This is a genomic window from Porphyrobacter sp. LM 6 (genome assembly GCF_001720465.1).
GTDB lineage: Bacteria > Pseudomonadota > Alphaproteobacteria > Sphingomonadales > Sphingomonadaceae > Erythrobacter.
The window spans coordinates 737318-757591 of the sequence record NZ_CP017113.1 but is presented as its reverse complement, the minus strand read 5'-3'; the positions used below and the strand labels follow the sequence as shown (position 1 = coordinate 757591).

At 66.3% G+C, this 20274-nt stretch carries 15 protein-coding genes, 1 tRNA gene and 1 pseudogene; 8 read left to right on the top strand and 9 right to left on the bottom strand.

All coding sequences use genetic code 11. The features are described from left to right. Positions 1-132: 132 nt before the first annotated feature. A tRNA-Trp gene (locus BG023_RS03735) sits at positions 133-208 on the bottom strand. Positions 209-300: 92 nt separating this feature from the next. Between BG023_RS03735 and aat the strand changes: the two genes are divergently transcribed. Then, complete coding sequence (aat, locus tag BG023_RS03730) at positions 301-1110, top strand: leucyl/phenylalanyl-tRNA--protein transferase (protein WP_069309274.1); 810 nt, start codon at positions 301-303, stop codon at positions 1108-1110. Positions 1111-1145: 35 nt separating this feature from the next. Here the strand turns inward: aat and BG023_RS15035 are convergent. From BG023_RS15035 to BG023_RS03715, 4 genes and pseudogenes are all read right to left on the bottom strand, one after another. Then, positions 1146-1382: pseudogene (locus BG023_RS15035) on the bottom strand (DUF2155 domain-containing protein); the annotation flags it as partial. 179 nt (positions 1383-1561) lie between these two features. After that, entirely contained in the window at positions 1562-1993 is a 432-nt protein-coding gene (locus BG023_RS03725) for an NADH:ubiquinone oxidoreductase subunit NDUFA12 (protein ID WP_069309273.1), read from the bottom strand. A gap of 166 nt (positions 1994-2159) precedes the next feature. Then, on the bottom strand, positions 2160-2648 hold the full coding sequence (locus BG023_RS03720; RefSeq protein ID WP_069309272.1) for a DUF192 domain-containing protein: 489 nt from the start codon (positions 2646-2648) through the stop codon (positions 2160-2162). Between the two features lie 5 nt (positions 2649-2653). Then, a complete protein-coding gene (locus BG023_RS03715) occupies positions 2654-3235 on the bottom strand; it encodes a regulatory protein RecX (RefSeq protein ID WP_233993067.1) in 582 nt (193 codons plus the stop codon). 226 nt (positions 3236-3461) lie between these two features. Between BG023_RS03715 and BG023_RS03710 the strand changes: the two genes are divergently transcribed. The 6 genes from BG023_RS03710 to BG023_RS03685 all read left to right on the top strand — a co-directional run bounded on the left by BG023_RS03710 (position 3462) and on the right by BG023_RS03685 (position 10965). After that, positions 3462-5195 (top strand): fatty acyl-AMP ligase, encoded by a 1734-nt coding sequence (locus BG023_RS03710; RefSeq protein WP_069309270.1) that lies wholly within the window; start codon positions 3462-3464, stop codon positions 5193-5195. 151 nt (positions 5196-5346) lie between these two features. Then, positions 5347-6558, top strand: a complete 1212-nt coding sequence (locus BG023_RS03705; protein WP_069309269.1) for a toxic anion resistance protein — start codon at positions 5347-5349, stop codon at positions 6556-6558. Then, positions 6558-7367: a hypothetical protein gene (locus tag BG023_RS03700; RefSeq protein WP_069309268.1), complete on the top strand. Its 810-nt coding sequence runs from the start codon at positions 6558-6560 to the stop codon at positions 7365-7367. The genes BG023_RS03705 and BG023_RS03700 overlap by 1 nt, the downstream gene beginning before the upstream one ends. A 3-nt stretch (positions 7368-7370) precedes the next feature. Next, positions 7371-7670: a polyhydroxyalkanoic acid system family protein gene (locus BG023_RS03695; RefSeq protein WP_069309267.1), complete on the top strand. Its 300-nt coding sequence runs from the start codon at positions 7371-7373 to the stop codon at positions 7668-7670. A gap of 164 nt (positions 7671-7834) precedes the next feature. Further along, positions 7835-8422, top strand: a complete 588-nt coding sequence (locus BG023_RS03690) for a biliverdin-producing heme oxygenase (protein ID WP_083234511.1) — start codon at positions 7835-7837, stop codon at positions 8420-8422. Beyond that, the gene (locus BG023_RS03685) at positions 8419-10965 is read left to right on the top strand and encodes an HWE histidine kinase domain-containing protein (protein ID WP_069309266.1); all 2547 of its coding nucleotides are present in this window, start codon (positions 8419-8421) and stop codon (positions 10963-10965) included. The genes BG023_RS03690 and BG023_RS03685 overlap by 4 nt, the downstream gene beginning before the upstream one ends. 7 nt (positions 10966-10972) lie before the next feature. On the opposite strand, the gene BG023_RS03680 is transcribed toward BG023_RS03685, so the two are convergent. From BG023_RS03680 to BG023_RS03670, 3 genes are all read right to left on the bottom strand, one after another. Then, a complete protein-coding gene (locus BG023_RS03680; protein ID WP_069309265.1) occupies positions 10973-11743 on the bottom strand; it encodes a class I mannose-6-phosphate isomerase in 771 nt (256 codons plus the stop codon). A gap of 26 nt (positions 11744-11769) precedes the next feature. Continuing rightward, entirely contained in the window at positions 11770-12813 is a 1044-nt protein-coding gene (locus BG023_RS03675; RefSeq protein ID WP_150122777.1) for a mannose-1-phosphate guanylyltransferase, read from the bottom strand. A gap of 103 nt (positions 12814-12916) precedes the next feature. Continuing rightward, a complete protein-coding gene (locus BG023_RS03670) occupies positions 12917-13597 on the bottom strand; it encodes an energy transducer TonB (protein ID WP_233993066.1) in 681 nt (226 codons plus the stop codon). A 371-nt stretch (positions 13598-13968) separates the two neighbouring features. On the opposite strand from BG023_RS03670, the gene BG023_RS03665 reads away from it, so the two are divergent. After that, on the top strand, positions 13969-16809 hold the full coding sequence (locus tag BG023_RS03665; protein ID WP_069309262.1) for a PAS domain-containing sensor histidine kinase: 2841 nt from the start codon (positions 13969-13971) through the stop codon (positions 16807-16809). 72 nt (positions 16810-16881) lie between these two features. Here BG023_RS03665 and BG023_RS03660 read toward each other — a convergent pair whose 3' ends face one another. After that, positions 16882-20181 (bottom strand): TonB-dependent receptor, encoded by a 3300-nt coding sequence (locus BG023_RS03660; protein ID WP_069309261.1) that lies wholly within the window; start codon positions 20179-20181, stop codon positions 16882-16884. Positions 20182-20274 lie beyond the last annotated feature (93 nt).

Sequence of the window (20274 nt, the reverse complement as noted above, 5' to 3'; positions counted from 1 at the left end):
TAGGGGGCCGCGCCGCCCGGGACAAGGTCGCCGGAGGGGCATAATCTGCTACCGATGTCGGAAAAGACGGTGACGCCTTTACGCTGGGCGCCGGACAATTGCAAGATTGCCGGTAAGCGTTGCCGCCGCGCCTGGCAGGGGTGACAGGATTCGAACCCGTGGCCCTCGGTTTTGGAGACCGATGCTCTACCAGCTGAGCTACACCCCTGCAGCGCGGCGGAGCAGCCCCTTATCCGAGCCCCACCCGATAGGCAATCCTCTTTGCCTCAAGGCCTGTGCGGTTGTAGGTTCGTACTGACCATGCACGCACCCGTCCGCCCTCCGATCCCGGTCGAGACATTGCTGCTCGCCTATCGCGGCGGGATTTTCCCGATGGCCGACCGGCGCGAGGATCAGGAGGTGTTCTGGATCGAACCGCGCGAGCGGGCGATCATTCCGCTCGATGGCCTGCATCTGTCGAAGTCGCTGAAGAAAGTGCTGCGCGCCGATCGCTTCGCGGTGACGCTCGATCATGCCTTCGAACAGGTGATCCGCGCCTGCGCCGAGCCGCGGCCCGATCACCCCGAAACCTGGATTTCCGAGCGGATCGTGCAGTCCTATCTCGCACTCCACCGCGCCGGCCATGCACATTCGGTCGAATGCTGGAGCCCCGGCCCTGATGGGAAAACGCGGCTGGTCGGCGGGCTCTACGGCGTCGCCTTCGATCGGGTGTTCTGCGGCGAGAGCATGTTCAGCCGCGTGCCCGATGCCAGCAAGGTTGCACTTGCGTGGCTCGTGGCGATGCTGCGCGCGGCGGGTTACGCCCTGCTCGATTGCCAGTTCATGACCGAACATCTGCGTTCGATGGGCGCGGTCGAGATCGCGCAGGCCGATTACCGGCGGTTGGTGGACCGGGCCTGGGGCACACCGCACACCCGCCTTGATGCGGTGTGGCGGCAGTTCAGCGCAGGCTACCGCGCAGGAGCGGCGGGTGCAGGCGATGCCGCAGGCGACGGCGTGGGCGAAGGCGTTGCAGCCGCAGCGGGCGCGGTGGTCGCCGCAGGCGCGGGCGATGCGGGGCCTTCCTCGCCCGGGAAGCGCATAGTGCAGTCCTTGACCCAGACATCATAGATCGGGTGTTCGACAACGTTAAGGCTGGGCGATTCGCGGAACAGCCAGCCGGAGAACACGCGCCGGTGCTGCTGCTGGCCGCGCTCGCGGATATCGACCTGAACGAAGGCGCCGGTTTCCTGCGGCATTTCCCACGGCGCGGTGCGCTCGCAAGCGGACACGCGGATGATCACCGGGCCGATCTCGCGCGCTTCGCCAGGCTTCAGCTCGATGCTCTCGGTGACGTTATTGCGCTTGTTGAGCAGCCCGATCACCGCCACGCGATCTTCCATCGGGGTAGCGCCCGACGCGCGCGGCTGCGCCCCGGCATTCGCCCCCGCACCTGCAGCGGTTGTCGGCTGGTCGAGCGGCACCTTCACCGTCTCCGGCTCGGCGGGAGCCTGATCGCAGGCGGCAAGCGCCATTGCGCCCACCAGCGGCGTTGCCAGGAGCCAAGGCCGCGTCATGCGCCTCAGTTGTCCGTGCTGCCGGGAACCCACGCTTCGTAATCGCCGACCGCGCGCGCACGCTGGCCGCCACGCTCAAGCGCGCCCTGCGGAACATAGGCCTGCGCGGTGCCGGTGGCATTGGGGGTGTAATCAGCCTCCCACACCTTGGGCGGGGGGAGATGGCTTTGCGGCACATCGTCGTAGGTGCCGTGGAGCCAGCCGTGCCATTCGGCGGGCACGCGGCTCGCGTCATTGGCCCCGGCATAGATCACCCAGCGCTTCTCGCGGCTGGTGTACGAGCCGTCATTCGCGGCCTTCGCCTTGGGCTTGGCGCGGTAATACTTGTTGCCCGCAGCATCGGTGCCGACATGCTCGCCGCCTGCGCGGCTCGCCCAGAGGTGGGTGCCGATGGTCGCACCGTCCCACCAGGTGAAGATTTTTCCGAGGATTCCCATGAACGCGCGCCTAGCCGAATTGGCTGGCAGCGCCAAGATTGATTGTGGAAGGAATGGTTCCAACGGTCGCGCAGCTACCGCGAGGCCACGCGACCGCCCCGCAGGTGCGCCGCAACGTAGCGGAGGGAAAGCACCGAGGACGTGCCCGCAGAGGCGGGCGCGCGACCTACCAGCTGACCGTATCCCCCGGCACGATCCCCAGTTCCGCCGCGCGGCCCGCACGCAGTTCGAGCACCGCGATGGCGAACCCGGCCGAGGGCACCGAATCGAGCGAATAGGGCACGGTATTGGCGGCGATGTTGCTGATCCGTCCGTCCGCTCCGACAAAGATGATGTCGAGCGAGAGCGGGGTGTTCTTCATCCAGAAGCTGCGCGGCGCGGGCACCTCGGAGGGGAACAGCATCCCCTCGTTATCGCCGAGCGAGGTGCGGAACATCAGCCCGCGCGCCTGCGCCTCGGGCGTATCGGCGAGCTCCACCCGGAACGGCAGGCGCTTGCCCCCGCGATCAACCACCAGATCGATCACCTGAAGGCCCGAAACCGGATGGCGCGCTGGTGCGGCGGTAGCCGCCGGGGTCTGCGCGGTGGCGGTGGCGCCTTCGCCCGGCGAACAGGCGGCCACAATGCCCGCCACTGCGCCAAGAACAATCAGCATCGGCCTTACCATCTCTCGTCCATTCCTTCCTGATCGGCGGCTTCGTCGATCCATTCCTCCACCGCCTCGGGGCGGGTGGCAGCAAGGATGAAGCGCGCATGATCATACTGGTGGCCTGCACGCAGCATTGCTGCAACGGCTTTTTCGTGGGCCTTGCGGGCGGCGAGGGGATCGGGAGCCACATCGGCTTCACGCGCCCACGGGCCAAGCCGCTTCTTCTGCGCCAACAGTGCCGCCGCGCGCCGTCCGGCGGCCTCACCCGGTGCGTGGGCTTGGCGAAGCGCTTCATCGACCCCCGCACCGCGCAGCGCCTCCTCCACCCGTCGCTTGCCATAGCCGCGCTGGCCCAGATCCCGCGCGCGCATCCGGGCATAGGCATCGTCATCGACGTAACCGAGTTCTACCAGCCGGGCCACGAGCGCAGGCACATCGGGCACTACCACACGGCCATCCGCATCCTCGGCCAGCCCGCGTTCCCGGATCTTGCGATTGAGATAGGCCTCCAGCCGTGCGCCGGTGGTGGCGAAACGGGCGGCATAATGCAGCGCCAGATCGCGCAGCTTGGTCTCGTTGAGCGGGGGCTTCACGCGCGGCCGGTTCCTCCCGGAGGCACCATGAGCTGCCCCGTCTTCGCGACCGGATGATGACGAATTCGCTTTACGTGAAACCATTTCGCCTTATTCGTGCCACCTTCCTATTCAAATGCAAAATCCGGAACATCGCCGACCATGCCCGGCGACAGGGGGTTACGCCAGTGCGCGAGCGGGAGAACGCCTCGGGACGCGCCGCAACTTACGGGTATCGCTGAAAAATATGAACGACGCCGTTTTGACGCCGACGCCGAATGATTGCGACCTGCCGCGAATCCGCGCGCAGTTTGCAACCTTCAACGAAGCGATCGACTACGCCGCAAAAAGCCGCAAGGGGCTTAACTTTCACGACATGCGCGGCGAACTCGCGCACGTCTATCCCTATGCCCAAATGCGCGAAGATGCGCTGGTGATGGCGCGCCGGCTGATCGCGGCGGGTATCGGCAAGGAAGACCGCGTCGCTCTGATCGCGGAAACCGGCGCCGATTTCGCCGCACTGTTCTGCGCCTGCATCTATGCCGGTGCCTGGCCGGTGCCGCTGCCGCTGCCGACCACCTTCGGGGGCAAGGACAACTTCATCGACCAGCTGGCGATCCAGCTGATGAGCTCGGATCCCAAGATCCTGCTCTACCCCGAAGAGATCGCCGAAATGGCCGAGGCTGCTGCCGCGCGGCAGGGCTGTGCGGCGGAAAGCTGGCAGGCCTTCGGTCAGCGCCCCGCGCCCGATTGCGAACTGCCGCAGGCCAGCCCGGACGATATCTGCTACCTGCAATATTCCTCCGGCTCGACCCGCTTCCCTACAGGGGTCGCGGTGACCCACAGCGCGCTGCTGCACAACCTCTATGGTCATTCGACCACCATGAACCTCGGCGCGAACGACCGCTGCGTCAGCTGGCTGCCGTGGTATCACGACATGGGTCTGGTCGGCTGCCTGCTGTCGCTGATCGCCAACCAGGTCTCGGGCGATTACCTCAAGCCCGATGCCTTCGCGCGCCGTCCGCTGGCGTGGCTCGACATGATCAGCCGCAACCCGGGCAACACGCTCTCCTATTCGCCGACCTTTGGCTACGACATCTGCGCGCGCCGCATCTCCAGCCAGTCGAGCGTGGCCGAGCGCTTCGACCTGTCGCGCTGGCGCATCGCGGGGAACGGCGCGGACATGATCCGCCCCGACGTGATGCAGAACTTCGTCAACGCCTTTGCCGAAGCGGGCTTCAAGGCCTCGAGCTTCACCCCCTCCTATGGCCTTGCCGAGGCGGTGCTGGCGGTGACGGTGATGCCGCCGGGCGAAGGCATTCGCGTCGAACTGGTCGAGGAAGAGCGCCTGTCGGGCGCGCCGCGCGATCTGTCGCGTCCGGCCCGCTACCGCGCGATCGTCAACTGCGGCAAGGCGCTGCCCGACATGGACGTCGCGATCCGCGGCGAGGACGGCACGGCCAAGGGCGATCACCAGATCGGCAAGGTGTGGTGCCGCGGGCCGAGCGTGATGCACTCCTATTTCCGCAACGAGGACGCCACGAACGACTGTCTGGTCGACGGCTGGCTCGACACGGGCGACATGGGCTACACCGCCAACGGCTATCTGTTCATCGTCGGCCGGGCGAAGGACATGATCATCATCAACGGCAAGAACCACTGGCCGCAGGATATCGAGTGGGCGGTGGAACAGCTGCCCGGTTTCAACCACGGCGACATCGCTGCGTTTTCCATCGAGATGGAGAATGGCGAGGAAGCTCCCGCGGTGCTGGTGCATTGCAAGGTCTCCGACCCCGAAGAGCGCGTGAAGCTGCGCGACCAGATCGCGGACAAGGTGCGCTCGGTCACCGGCATGAGCTGCATCGTCGAACTGGTGCCACCGCGCACTCTGCCAAGGACGTCCTCGGGCAAGCTCAGCCGCGCGAAGGCGAAGAAGCTGTATCTCGCGGGCGAAATCGTCCCGATTGATCTGGCGGCTTAAAGTCAGCGACCGACCCTAACCTGCTGGACGCTGAGCCTGTTTCAGGCGTAGCTTGATCGCGCACGCTTGAAAGACGTGTTTTAGATTACTAATACAGTGGGAATGGCCGATCGCGCGCGGGCGCGGTGGCTGCAGGGAGCACGAGACAGGCATGAGCAACGGAACGCAAACCACCACTGCGACGGAATTCACCCTGACCCCGCCCGAGCCGGTGCCGCAGGTTGCGCCAGAGCAGGCTGCGGGGCTGGTGCCGGTCACCACCGAGCAGAAGTCCAAACTCGACACCAAGGTCGATGCCTTCGTCAACGAGCTCGTCTCGGTCGATGCCAACTCGCCGCAATTCGGCGAGAAGGTCGATCAGATCACCCGCATGGGGCAGGAACAGATCCGCGCCGCCGCCGCGATGTCTAACCGCTTCCTCGATCGCCCGGTGCGCGCGATGGATGCCGATGGTTCGGTGGGCAAGGACCTCGCCGAACTGCGCCGCACGGTCGAGGATCTCGATCCCGGCCGGCAGGGCAAGCTGTCCGGCCCGCGCAAGATCCTTGGGATCATCCCCTTCGGCAACAAGATCAAGAACTACTTCGACAGCTACACTTCGGCGCAGGGGCATATCTCCTCGATCCTGACGCGGCTCGAAAGCGGCAAGAAGGAACTGCATCTCGATAACGCCGCGATCGATACCGAGCGGCAGAAGTTGTGGGCGGCGATGGGCGAGCTGGAGCAGATGATCCACATCGCCAAGACCCTCGACGAGCGGCTGGAAGCCAAGGCGCTGGAACTCGATTCCGTTGATCCGGCCAAGGCCAAGGCGCTACGGGAATCGGCACTGTTCTATGTCCGCCAGCGCACGCAGGACCTGCTCACCCAGATGGCCGTGAGCGTGCAGGGCTACCTCGCGCTCGATCTGGTCAAGAAGAACAATGTCGAACTGGTGAAGGGCGTCGACCGCGCCAGCACGACCACCGTCGGCGCACTGCGCACGGCTGTCACCGTGGCGCAGGCGATGACCAACCAGCGCCTTGTGCTCGGCCAGATCACGGCTCTCAACAAGACCACCAGTGACATCATCGATTCAACCAGCACCTTGCTGCGCGAACAGACCGCGCAGATCCACGAGCAGGCGGCGTCCTCCACGATCCCGCTCGAGACGCTCCAGCGCGCGTTCCAGAACATCTATGACACGATGGACGAAGTCGATGCCTTCAAGGTGCGCGCGCTTGAATCGATGAAGCAGACGGTCAACGTGCTCACCAACGAGGTCGAGAAGTCCAAGGGCTATATCGCCCGCGCTGAAGGCCAGGCACAAGCGCAGGCCAAGGTCGCCGCGTCCGAACCGTCACTGCTGACGCTGGATCGCTGATGCCCGATAGCACGCGCGATTCCGAACGCATCCTGCGCGAGGCGAAGCGCAGTCTTGTGACCCAGCGTGATGGCGGCACCCACCGCCCTGCGCCACGCGGCAGCATTGGGCGCGGGTCGGCCGAACTGAAGATGAAAAGCCTGCTGAAGCGGGTGCGAAACATCGGGCTGGCCGTGGTGGCGGTCTGGATCGGCGCGGGGATTATCGGCGGCATTATCGGCGGGCTTCAGTTCTGGGGCCTGATGGCGGCGATCCTTGTAACCGCGGTCGTGGTCGGGGTCTTTGCGCAGTTCTCAAAGGTGAAGGTCCCGCAGCGCGCCGAACTGAGGCTCGGCAACCCCAAGCAGATGGTTGCGCGCACCGAATTGTGGCTGGAGGCCCAGCGCCCCACCCTGCCCCCGGCTGCGCAGGCGCTGGTCGATCAGCTCGGCGTGCAGCTCGATGCGCTCGGCCTACAATTGCAGGGCTTGGGCGACAACGAACCGGCGATGGCCGAAGTGCGCGAACTGGTGGGCGAATATATCCCCGAGACGATCGACAATTACCGCAAGATCCCCGCCCACCTGCGCGCCGAGGAATATGCTGGCAAGACCGCCGACGAACGCCTGACCGACAGCCTCACCAAGCTCTCGGGCGAAGTCGACCGCGTGACCAGGCGCCTTGCGGAAGGCGCGCTTGATGATCTGGCGATCAAGAGCCGCTACCTCGAATACCGCTATGGCGGGGCGGAAGCTCTGGAAGACGCGATGCCGGATACCGGCGTACCGCTCCCCGATTTTTCGGCCACCCCGCCCAAACAGGAGCGCTGAGCCATGCGCGTGACCCTGCCCCATGATCTCTCCAAGGAAGAAGTCCGCCGCCGGATGCGCGCCCATGCCGACGAGATCGCGGGTTTCTTTCCCGCTGGCCTTGCGCGGGTCACCACCGGTTGGCCCAACGAAGATCGCATGACCATCACCGCCGAAGTGATGGGCCAGACCATCCCCGGCGGGGTTCAGGTGCGCGACAACGACGTCGTGATCGAAATGGACCTGCCGATGCTGTTCGCGGTGATGCGCGGCCCGCTCGAGGCGGCGGTGAAGAAGGAAGGCGGGCGGCTGCTCGCCCCCTGACCGATCGCTTCGTTTCGGCGCAACTGCCGACTTCAGGACACCTGCGGCAATTGCCAAGCCTGCCGCCCTGTGTCATAGTTTCCTGACACATTTGACGCTTCTTCTGCCTTACACTCGGGATCGTGTAGCAGACCGGTGCCGATTGGTAGGGAAGGGCGAACGACATGGCGCGGGCGACGAACGCTATCGCTGCGAGCGAGGATTTGCGCACGCACCTGCGCAGCGCGACGATGGCGGCGCATGATCTGCTCGACAATGCGATGCAGGAAGCCAGCGGCTGGGGCAGCCGGGCCGATTACGCGCGCTTCCTCGCGCTCCAGCACGCCGCCCGCGCTCCGCTCGAAGACTGGCTGGCGTGCCATGCCCCCGCCGATCTCGTCCCGCCCCCGCAAACCCCGCTGATCGCTGCCGATCTGGAAGCGCTGGGTGAAGCTCTGCCTCCGCCTGCCCCCGGCTTCATGCGCACGCGCGCGGCGACCGGCGATGCGCTGGGCGCGGCCTGGGTGCTGGCCGGATCGGCGCTCGGCAACCGCGCCATCGCCAAGCAGGTCGCCCGCATCGGCGGCGGGGCATGGCCGACCGCGTTCCTCGGCGATGCGGCGATGATGGCGTTCTGGCAGGGCCTGCGCGCCCGGATCGAACAGCCTGTGCCTGCCAGCGAGGCCGACGGCGCGGCGGATACGGCGGCGGCGGTGTTCGCGCACTTCCTTGCCGTTGCCGGTCAGGGCGCCAGGCCGGGCCTCGGCACATGAACCTCCATCAGACCACCAGCGCGCTGACCGAATGCGACCGCGAGCCGATCCACCAGATCGGCGCAATCCAGTCCTTCGGCGGGTTGATCGCAATCGATGCCGAGGGGCTCGTGGCGCACTGCTCCTCCAATCTTTGCGATCTGCTTGGTCTTGCAGCCCTGCCCGCCCCCGGCACGCCGCTGGCCGAGGTAATCGCGCCGGGTGCCCGCGTGATCCTGGAACAGGCGATGGCCAGCCTCAGCGTGCCTGACGCGATCGAGCGCCGCTTCGGGCTCGATCTGACGGGCACCGGGGCGCTGTTCGATGGCGCGGTCCACGCCAGCGGGGCACTTTCGGTGATCGAGTTCGAACCCCACGCCAGCACCGCCTTTGCCGACCATGTCAGCATGATCGTGCCCGTTATCGCCCAGCTCGAACAGGCGCGCAGCCTTGAAGGGCTGTGCGACACCGCAGCCCGGCTGGTGCGCCAGATGACCGGCTATGACCGGGTGATGATCTACCGTTTCCACCCCGATGAAAGCGGCGAGGTGATCGCCGAGGACCGGGACGAGGCGCTCGAGCCGTTCAAGGGCTTGCGCTACCCCGCCGCCGATATCCCGCAGCAAGCGCGCGCGCTGTTCCGCCGCAACCGCTTCCGGACCATCGCAGACACGCGCGCGCCGTCGGTGCCGATCGTTCCGGCGCTGGGTCCGCAAGGCGAACCGCTCGATCTGTCGATGAGCATGCTGCGCGCGCCAGCCGCAGTCCACCTGACCTATATGCAGAATATGGACGTCAGCGCCTCGCTGGCGATTGCGATTGTGCGCGATGAACGGCTGTGGGGCATGATCGCCTGCCACCACCGCACCCCGCGCCTGCCGCCCTTTTCGCTGCGCACCGTCGCAGACCTCCTGAGCCAGACCTTCTCGCTGATGCTCGACCGCATTCTGGTGGCGCAGGCCGAGGCGCTGCGCGAACGCGCCCGCCAGCTTAATGACCGGCTGCTGTTCCAGATGGCGGGCGGGATGACGCTGACCGACAGCCTGCCGATCATCGAGGAGCTGCTGCGCGGCACGATCGCGCATGACGGCCTGTCGCTGTTCGTCGACGGCACATATCGCGCGCTGGGCGATGCGCCCGATGCCGGCGAGTTCAGCGCGATTGTGCCGATGCTGACCAACCTGCTTGACGGTGCGCCCCATGCGACCACGCGTCTGGCCGACGAGATCCCCGCCGCCTCCGCCTTTGCCGCCCGCGCGGCGGGCGCGCTGGTGCTGCCCCTTACGCGCGGCACGCGCGATGCGGTGGTGCTGTGGCGGCGCCCGCTTGACCGGATGATCACCTGGGCAGGCGATCCCGCCAAGGCTGCGGTGAAGCCGGGCGAATGGCTCGAACCACGCGCCAGCTTTGCCGCCTGGAACGAAACCGTGCGCGGGCACAGCCAGGACTGGGACTTGCAGGAATGCGAGATCGCCGCGCGCCTGCGCCGCACGCTGATCGAAATCGTGCTGCGAATGAGCGAGGATCTGAGCCGCGAACGCGCGCGCGCCGCGCAGCAGCAGGATTTGCTGATCGCCGAGCTCAACCACCGCGTCCGCAATGTCCTCGGCCTGATCCGCGCGCTGGTGTCGCAATCGCAGCACGAGGCGCTGTCGGTGCCCGGCTTTGCCGCGATCCTCGGCGGGCGGATTGCCGCGCTGGCTTCGGCGCATGACAACATCACCGCAGAGAATTGGGGGCCGGCACCGCTCGCGCGACTGCTCCAGGCGGAACTTGCACCCTATTGCGGCGAGGCTGGCGGGCGCTTTCGCTTGAGCGGCGAGGATGTGCTGATCACGCCCGAAGCCTATACAATCCTGGCATTGGTGGTGCACGAACTCGCCACCAATTCCGCCAAATACGGCAGTCTCTCCGCACCGGCCGGGATTGTCGAGGTTGGCCTAACGCGCACTCCAGTGGGCGATCTGGCGATGGCGTGGCGCGAGATCGGCGGTCCGCCGGTCAATGCCCCCAAGCGCCACGGCTTTGGCTCGACGATCATCACCCGCACCATCCCCCACGATCTGCAAGGCACGGCAGAGATGCGTTACCGGCTGACCGGGGTCGAGGCCGATTTCGTCATTCCCGCGCGTTATCTGGCGGGCGAGGAGAATGCGCCGGTCACCGTGCCGACATCCGTCCAGCGCCCCGCCTATCCGGATACGCCGCAGCTTGCCTACCGGCCCGACCACGTGCTGGTGGTCGAGGACAGCATCATCATCGCGCTCGATACCGAAGAACACCTGCGCCGCCTCGGCGTCGGGCACGTCCGGCTCGAAAGCAATGTCACCGGCGCGCTCGCGGCGATTGCCGAACGGCGCCCGGATTTCGCGATCATCGACTTCAATCTGGGCGGCGAATCGAGCGAGCCGGTCGCAGCGGCCCTGCGCGCGGCGGGGGTGCGGTTCGTGCTGGCGACGGGCTATTCCGAGGGCGCAAGCGGGTTCGAACGGATGGGCGCGGATGCGGTGCTGCGAAAGCCCTATGGCCTCGCCGAGATCGAAGGCTTGCTGCGCGCCGGCTAGCGCATGGTCAGATTGCGGCGCGCACCAGCAAGGTGACTTCGGCGTGGCTGAAATCCACCACGTCGCACGCGGGCGCATAGAGGCATTCGCCTGGGCCGGCCCGAACATCGCCGGCCGACAGCTTGCCGGCGAGCGGCAGCGCCAGCAGCGGACCTGTGAAGGCTGCGAAGGTCGCTGGCTCGGGCGCGCCCTCGATCCGGTCAAACCGGAAGAACGGGCCATCGACCAGCACCGGACCATCGGCAATCGAGCGGCGATGCGCTGCGGCATAGGGTTCCCCCCGCGCCACCGCCAGCGCGCGGTCCAGATGCAGCTCGCGCGGGCGGCCATAGTCGTAGAGGCGGAAGGTGGTGTCGCTGGCCTGCTGCACTTCGACGAGAGCCAACCCTTCGCCAATCGCGTGAACCGTGCCAGCAGGCAGATAGAAAAGATCACCGGGACGGGCGGGATACCACTGGAGCAGCTGCTCGATGCTGCCATCGCGCGCGGCGGCAGCGATATCCTCGCGCTCGACAGCGTGCCGGAAGCCGATCGCCAGCCGCGCATCAGGCGCGGCATCAATTACCAGCCAGCATTCTTCCTTCCCCGCCTCGCCCGGCAGCGCATTGGCATCGGAAGGGTGGACCTGCACCGACAGCTTCTCGGAGGTGAACAGGTATTTGATCAGCACTTGCGGCAATTCGGGCGGGGGTTCGAACCAGATCTCGCCGATCCGCTGGCCTTGCGGAGCCACGAACGGCGCTGGCAGATCATCGCGACCCCAAACCTTCTCGACCATCAGGGCGGGAAGCTGACGCGCGTTATTCACTGGTTTGCCGCTCCCGGCAGCTTGCCCACCGCCTGCGCGCCAGTGCGCGTGGTCACCAGCACTTCGTTGCCGGATACGATGATGCACACATCTTTGAGCCCGATGGCGGAAATGCGCGGCCCATCGCTCGTCGCCAGCACGCCGCGACATTGCAGAAGATTGACCTCGCCTTCGCGCACGATGTTGCCCGCGTCATCCGCGACTTCGGACATGGCATCGGCCAGTGCCGCCCAGTTGCCGATATCCGACCAGCCCATGCTGGCCGGCACCATCGCTGCGCGCGCGGTGTTTTCCATCACCGCATAATCGATCGATTCCCCGGCGATCGCGGAAAAGGGGCCGGGTGCGGGGTGGAAGCGGGTGCCATCGTTGCTGCCCTGTGCCACGGCTTCGGCCACCAGCCGCGCCATCTCGGGACGATGGGCAGCGAGTTCGGCCAACAGCTTTCCGGCGCGGAAGGCGAAGATGCCGCCGTTCCAGCTGTATTCGCCGCTGGCGAGGTAGGCCTCTGCGGCCACGCGATCGGGCTTTTCGACGAAGCGCCGCACGGCAAAACCACCTGCCAGCGGTTCGCCCCGCTGGAGATAGCCGTAGCCGGTTTCGGGCCGGTCGGCAGTGATGCCGAAGGACACCAGATAATCCTGGGCTGCCAGCGCGGCCGCGGCCAGTGCGGCGGCGCGGAAGGCTGCGGGATCGGCGATGTAATGGTCGCTCGGGCAGATCAGCATCACCGCATCTTGCGGAAGCAGCGCCGCAGCGAGCGCGATCGCAGGGGCGGTGTTCTTCGCCGCCGGCTCGATCACCAGACGCGCGCCGGGCACATCGCCAAGCTGCGCCATGACCAGATCGGCATGGGCCGCACCTGCCACCACCAGCGGCGGCGCGAACTGCGCGTCACCAGCCACGCGGGCAACCGCCTGCTGGAACAGGGTTTCGGCCCCGAGCAGGGGCAGGAACGGCTTGGGCAGTGAAAGGGTGCTGACCGGCCACAGACGGGTGCCGCCGCCGCCGCACAGGATAACCGGATGAATCGCCATCACGCTGATTTTTCGTCCTTCCTGAGCCAATTGCTACACCGGAACCCCCGGACAAAGCCAGTACTCTTGGCCCGGTTCGCCGAGCGATGCCCCCGATCTGGCGCAATCAGAACCATTGCTGGCGCCAATAGAACGGAGCAGGCACCGGATTCCCTGCGGCATCGGTGGCCGGACGAAAGCCAAGACGGCTTTCGACCAGCTGACAGGTGATGCGATCAGCCTCGGGATCGGGGCTGGGGCGATAGACCGAGCAATTGCGCGCGCGCCCGTCGGTGCCGACGATGACCCGCACGATCACCTGCGTCCCGCGTCGCGCTTCGCGTCCGCCCGGCGGCACCGGAAAATCTCTGGCATTGTCGATCCGACCCGAGATGTGCACCGGCTTCGACACGGCCACGCCGCCGCGCCCGCTGCCGCTGTTGCCGCTGCCCGTGCCAAGACCCGTTCCGGCCGCCCCGGTGCCATCGCCCGCCGCAGCCGCGCCGGAATCGTTCGCGTTCCCGGTCGATGAGGCCCGCGGCAGCGCCTGATCCTGCTTGACCTTGACCTTGGGCGGCTGCGCGGAGACGGGCTTGGCCACCGCCTCGCGTCCCGGCGCACCCTGCGCGCCCTCGTCGGGCTCGGGCTGGTTTTCGGGCGGCGGAGGATCGGGCGGCGCAGTAATCGTTACCGTGAAGGCCGACACCACCTCGCGCTCGACTGTCGCCGTCATGTCCGGCGCGAAAACGCGCGCCAAGCCATAGAGCGCCGCCAGATGGAACAGCACGATCAGCACGATCAGCGGCACACTTGGCCGCCGGCGCTGCGCACGAAATCCTCTGGCCTGCGACATCGTTAAGCCCTTCGTTCCGGATAGCTCCATTCCGGACGAGGTTTCGTCCGGAATCCGCCCTCGGGCAACTATACCAATGCCACAGCATTTGGCGATGGAGCGCAGGCATCGGGCGCGCAATTCATGACCACGGGGAACGCATCAGCGATCTTCCGCAGGGCGCAGCCGGTCAAGCCCCGGCGGGCGAAGGGGCACACGCGCCCCGTTTCCGCCGGGTTTCCCGCCCGCACCGCGGGCTGACCGGTCGCCTCGGCCAGTGGTGGCTCGTCCGGCCCGGCAACTGGATCAGCCTCGGCCCGATCGACGAGCGCAGTCTGTGGGCGGCGGTGCTCGGCGCGGCCGGGTATTCCGCCCTTGCCTACCTCAGCCTGACGCTTCCGGTGCAGGTCGGCGCAATCAGCCCGATTTGGCTGGCGAACGCCTTTGCAGTCGCCTTCCTGCTGCGGGCCCGGCTGAGCAACGAGGTGCCGTTCCTGCTGGCGGTGCCGGCGGCCCGCCTGGCGGTCAATCTGGTTATCGCCCAGCCCGAACACGTGGTCGCCGCCTTCGCGATCGCCAATCTCATTGAAATCATCGCGGTGCTGGCGCTGAGCCGGGCGGGCCCGCGACGATGCCCGGACATGACGCGGCTGTCCGATCTGGTTCGTTTCGTCTGGGCGGGTGGGCTGGTCGGCCCTGCGCTTTCGGCGCTGTGCGTGACGCCGGTGCTGGGCGGCAGCCTTGATGCGGCACGCAGCGGGGTGCTCGCATGGCTGATGGCAGACGGCATGGCGTTACTGCTGATCGTGCCGACCGTGCTGCTGGTGACCGATCATGTCAGGGGCGAATTGCCGCGCAGCGAGGCAGGCCTCGCGGAAAGCCTCGCCCTGCTGGCCGGAGGGATGACCAGCGCCTTCCTGATCTTCAACCAGAGCCAGTATCCGCTGATGTTCCTGATCCCGCCGATCACGCTGCTCCACGCCTTCAGGCTCGGCAGTCTGGGCAGCGCGGTCCACGTTGTGGGCGTGGCGCTGGTGGCAGGGACGATGACCTCGGCCGGTCTTGGCCCCATCGCGGCTGTTCGCGGCATGTCAGGGGTGAGCGATCTGGCGCAGCTCTATCTGCTGCAGGCCTTCGTCGCCGCCAATTTCCTGACGGGGCTACCGATCGCCGCGATCATCGCCGGGCGCGACAGGATGACGGCGGCGCTTGCAGCTGGCAAGCGCGAGGTCGATCTGCTGGCGGACAACATCACCGACGCGATCCTGCGTTATGATCTCCACGGCGTATGCACCTATGCTTCACCCTCTGTCCGCGAGGTGATGGGCGCGCCGCCGGAAACCTATGTCGGCAAGCCGCTTGGTGCGCGCCTCCATCCGGACTCACGAGACAGGGCGATCGGCGCGCTTGCCCGATTGCTCGAAGGGGCCAGCGAAAAGGAGCGCGTCACCTATCGGCGGTTCCGTGACAGCGCCGATGGCACGCCCGTGTTCCTCGAAGCCGATTGCGCGGTGGTGCGCAATGCCGAGACCGGGCAGCGCGAAGGCGTGGTGGTCGCCGCGCGCGATGTGACTGAACGGATCGAACTCGAACTGCTGCTCACCCGCGCCCGCCGCACCGCCGAAAATGCCGCGCGTGCCAAGTCCGAATTCCTCGCCAACATGAGCCACGAGATCCGCACGCCGATGAACGGGGTGCTGGGCTTTGCCGAACTGATGCTGCAGGGCGATCTCGACGATCAGCAACGCCATTTTGCCGAACTGATCGTGCAATCGGGCCGGTCGATGATGACGCTGCTCAACGATGTGCTGGACCTCAGCAAGATCGAAAGCGGGCAGTTCGCGATTGCGACAGCGCCGGTCGATCTCCATGCGAGCCTCGCCGAATGTGCCGCGCTGCTTCGTCCCGCCGCCGAACGCAAGGGGCTGACGCTCGAATTGCTGCGCGAAGATGACGGGGAAGCGGAGGCTCCGGCGCCGTCCGCTCCGTGGATCACCACTGACGGGCTAAGGCTTCGCCAAATCGTGCTCAACCTGCTCGGCAACGCGGTCAAGTTCACCGAGGCAGGGCAGGTTCGGCTGGCCTATCGCATCACCCCGAACGAGGTGCGGATCACCATCGCCGACACCGGCATCGGCATCAGCGCCGAACGGATCGAAAGCATCTTCCAGCCCTTCACCCAGGGCGAAAGCGATACCGATCGGCGCTTTGGCGGCACCGGGCTCGGGCTGTCGATCAGCCGCCAGCTTACCGCGCTGCTGGGCGGGCGGATCGAGGCGGCGAGCGCGCCGGGCAGGGGGTCGCATTTCACGCTGGTGCTGCCTGCGGTGCTGGCCGCCCCCGTACCGGTTGCCGGGCCCGCTGTGCCCGAAAGTCCGCCGCCGCTCCCCACCGGGTCGCGAATCCTGCTGGTCGAGGATCACGACATCAACCGCCTGCTGGTGAGCGAAATGCTTGAGCGCTGCGGGCTTGAGGTCGAAGCCGCGCATGATGGAAACGAAGCGATCGCGATGGTGATCGACAGCATGCTCCGCGCCCGCCCCTATGATCTGGTGCTGATGGATGTGCAGATGCCGAGCTGCGATGGCTATGCCGCCACCCGCGCGATCCGCACCGAAGGGATCGGGCCGGACGTGCTGCCGATCATCGCGCTCACCGCCAATGCCTTTCCCGAGGATGTCGCCGCCGCGCGGGTGGCGGGGATGCAGGGGCACCTCGCCAAGCCGGTGGTATTCGCCGATCTTGCGCGCGCGCTGCAACGCTGGTTGCCGACCCGGATCGTCGAGAGCGACACACCGCCCCGCGCACCAGAAGTGATGAGGGGCGCGACATCCTCTGCACGTTCACCGCAGATGCTTGCCCGCTGGCAGGCCCGCCGGCGCGAGACGCTGGCGGCGGTGGAGGCGGCGCTGGCCGAGGGCGGTATGCTGTCCGATGTGGCTAGCGGCGCACCCACCGCCGCCCATCCTACGCGCGATGAACTGATCCGCCTCACCCACCAGTTTGCCGGCACCGCCGGGCTGTTCGGCGAGGATGAACTGGGACGCTGCGCCGCCGCACTCGAACGCTCGCTACAGGACAAGGCCAGCCCGGCTGTGAGCCGCGCGCTGGCGCAAGAGCTGGTCGCGCTGGCCGAAGGTGCCGGGCAGGCAGGCACCCCCCAACCTGCCGACAGCGCCAACGGCTAGAGCTGCGCCCCATAGCAAAAGGGCGGCCCGTTGCCGGACCGCCCTTCGCATGTTTTGCAATCGCGGAAGCGATCAGAAGCGGACGCGAACACCGAAGCGGACGCCCCAGAGCGAGCCGTTGATGTTGGTCGCTTCGACCGGAGCGCGGAAGCTCGAGTAGCGGTACTGAGCGCAGGGCTGAGCTGCCGAGGTGGCAGCAGCGCCGCCGACCGTCTGGAGGCACTGCACGTTCACAACCGCCGCGGTGTAGGGGAAGCCAACCTGGCGGATGGTGCCCCAATCCTTGTCGATCAGGTTCAGCATGTTCTCGACGTCGGCCATCAGCTCAAGCTTGCCGCCGAAGACGAACGGCACTTCCTGACGCACCGAGAGGTCCAGCTTGTGCACCCACGGGGTCTTGGCGATGTTCTTCGGCGCGATCTGGCCCTGGTAATCAGCCAGTTCCGAGCCCTGAACCAGAGCCTGAACCGCCGCGAAAGTCGCCGCCGAGTCATAGACCACGCGCGCATCGGCAGTCTGGCTGCTGACATTCGGAACGTAGAGCAGACCGCGGCTACCGCGACCGTTCACACCGAACACCGCCGAACGACCATTGGTCGGGTCGTTCATGGTGTAGCTGTAACGCTGGCCCGAACGGACGTTGTAGAAGAACTCGATGCGGGTGTTGTTGTCACCGAACAGCTCGCTGTCGAAGCCGGCCCCGAGGCGGAACTGGTGATCGCGCTGGTAGTTCGCGATGCCTTGTGCCGCAAAGTTCGGATCGGTGAAGGCGGTGTTGGTGTAGTTCGAGAACGCCACCGACGACGTGCCCGGGTTCTGATCCTGCACGTCCTGGAAGGTGTAGGAACCGTTCAGGAAGAAGCCCGAGCTCCAGTTCTTGTCGAACCGGGCTACCACGTTCCAGCTTTCGCCGAAGCCGGTGTTGGTGAGCAGCATGTCGGTGTTTTCACCCGCTGCGCCGGTCAGCACGTTGTAGCGCGGACGGCCGTCCGGCAGGGTGCTGGTCTGCTCGACCGAACGCAGATCGGTCCACTCGAGAGCATTGTTGATGTTCGAGTAGATCACGTCGACGCCGACGTTCCAGCCATCGCCCAGGAAGCCGAGGTTGGCTTCGTAGTCGACCGAGCCCGAGAAGCGCCACTGCGAGGGCGGCTCGAAGTTCGGGTCGAGCGCGTTGGTCGGCGAACCGGCGAAACCGGCCTGACGGACGGCATCGATCAGCGCCTGCGGCACGCCTTCGCCACCCGACACGTTGTTCAGGGTCGCAGCGCCGAGCGCCTGCACCTGAGCGGTGGTCAGGCCGAGCACGGCCTGTTCGGGGGTCGAGAAGGTGCCGTCAGCATTGCGGCGCACGCGCACGCGCTGAAGCGTCGGACCGGGGTTCGAGTAGTTGTTCGAAATCCACACCAGCGGGTTGCCCCCGCCGAACAGGCCCGCCGAACCGCGGATCTGCAGACGGTCGGTCGGCTGCCAGTTCAGGCCGAAGCGCGGCTGGAACAGGTCACGCCCGTTGAGCGTGTCGTTGTTCGCAAAGCCGAAGCGGTTGAGGAAGAACTGGTTGAAGAACGGCTCATCCGGGGTGTCAAACAGGTCGTAACGAACGCCAGCGACAACGGTGAGGTTGTCGGTCAGGTCGATCGTGTCCATCAGGCCGAAGGTCCAGCTGTTGTTCTGGAATTCGGCGGTAACGGTGTCGATCCCGCCACGCAGCGGCACGGCATAGTCGAGCTCGTTCGCACGGCGTGCCTGGAAATCGGCCACGCTGTCGAACAGCCATGCACCCGAAACGCGCTGGGCGAACAGGTTGCGCACGTCCTGACGACGACGCTCTGCGATCAGCTTGAGGGTGTGGTTTTCGATCTTCAGCGTCGCGGCGAATTCGACTGCGAGCGATTGGCTGTCGAGCTCGTTCGCCTGACGGCTGATGTCCGGGCCGAACACGAGGCGCTGCTGGTTGGGCGAGCAGACCGCGGGAGCCGCACCGACGCCAGTGGTCGGGTTGGTGGGGTCAAGACAGACGCTGAACTCGCCGAAGGTCTTTTCACCGAACGGCTCCTGCAGGCGCACGTAATCGGCGTAAGAGATACGCAGCTGGGTCGAGAAGTTGTCCGACCACTGGTTGTTCGACTGCAGAATCCCGAAGTGGTTCTTCGCACCCTGCGTGTAGTTGTTCGACAGCAGGTTGAAGGTCGGGTTGTTGGCAACGATCTGGCCGGTACCGGTCTGGCCGGCAAGCAGAGCGCTTTCGTTCCAGATGTAGGTCGCGCTCAGACGGTGACCATCGGCCACGTTCCAGTCGAGCTTGGTGACCAGCTTGTCGTCGCTTTCAACGATGTCGCTAGCAACGCCGAGCGTATCGAAGCCGTAGACGCTCTCGGCCGTGTCGTTGATCAGGTCGAGCTCGGCATCGGTAATCCCGAGCTGCGAGGGCTGCACGTCGGCCGGGACGGTGTCACGGGTGCGCTCGTAGGTGACCGCGAAGAACAGCTTGTCCTTGATGATCGGGCCGGTGACCTGCGCCACATAGACCTGCGAGTCGAAATCGCCGACGCGGCGGAGGTTGTCCGCACGGGTGCCGCGCAGATCGTCGTTCTGGTAGTAGGCCGCGCCCATGAAGGTGAACGCATTGCCGCCCGCCTTGAGCTGGGTGTTGATCGCGCCGCCTTGGAAGAAGCCCTGCTGGATGTCGACCGGCGCGGTTTCGACCGAGAATTCGCCGATCGCGTCAAGCGGCACCGGGCCGCGCGACGACACGAGGCCGCCTGATTCGAGACCGAAGGGGTCACCGAAGGCCACACCGTCGACGGTGAAGCGGTTGAAGCGGTTGTTCTGCCCGGCGATGCTGATCGCGCCGTTGTTGGTGGCATCAAGCGTCACCAGCGGATCGCGCGCGGCCAGGTTACGGACGTCGCGGTTGATGTTCGCAACGCCGGCGATGTCGTTGGCGGTGAGCACGGTGGCGGCACCGGTGGCGAGCGAAATCGCCGACTTGGTGCGGGTGCCCGACACGACGATGGTCTGGCCGACGCTGGCGAGCGAGACGCTGATACGCTGGGCCTGACCGGCAGTAAGGAAGCCGATTTCCTGCGAAGCGGTCTCAAAGCCGGCAGCCGACACTTCGATCGTGAAGGGGCCGCCAAGACGCAGACCAGCAGCGTTGAAGCCGCCTTCGGCATCGGTGGTCTGGGTCGAACGGGTGCCCGAGGGCACGTGCGTCACGATGACGGTCGCGCCGGCAACGGGGTTGCCGTCCTGATCGTAAACGTCGCCGCGGACCGACGAGGTGGTTTCCTGCGCGAAGGCCGGCGTTGCGATGGTGGTCGTCGCAGCAAGGCTGACGATGCTCGCCGCAAGGAGATATTTAAGCTTCATGAGTGGAGCCCCTGATGACGGTAAAGAGAGAGAACAGAATCAAAGTGCTGTGGCCTGCCCTAGGCCCGAACGCTTTCGGCAAAGCGACTGTTC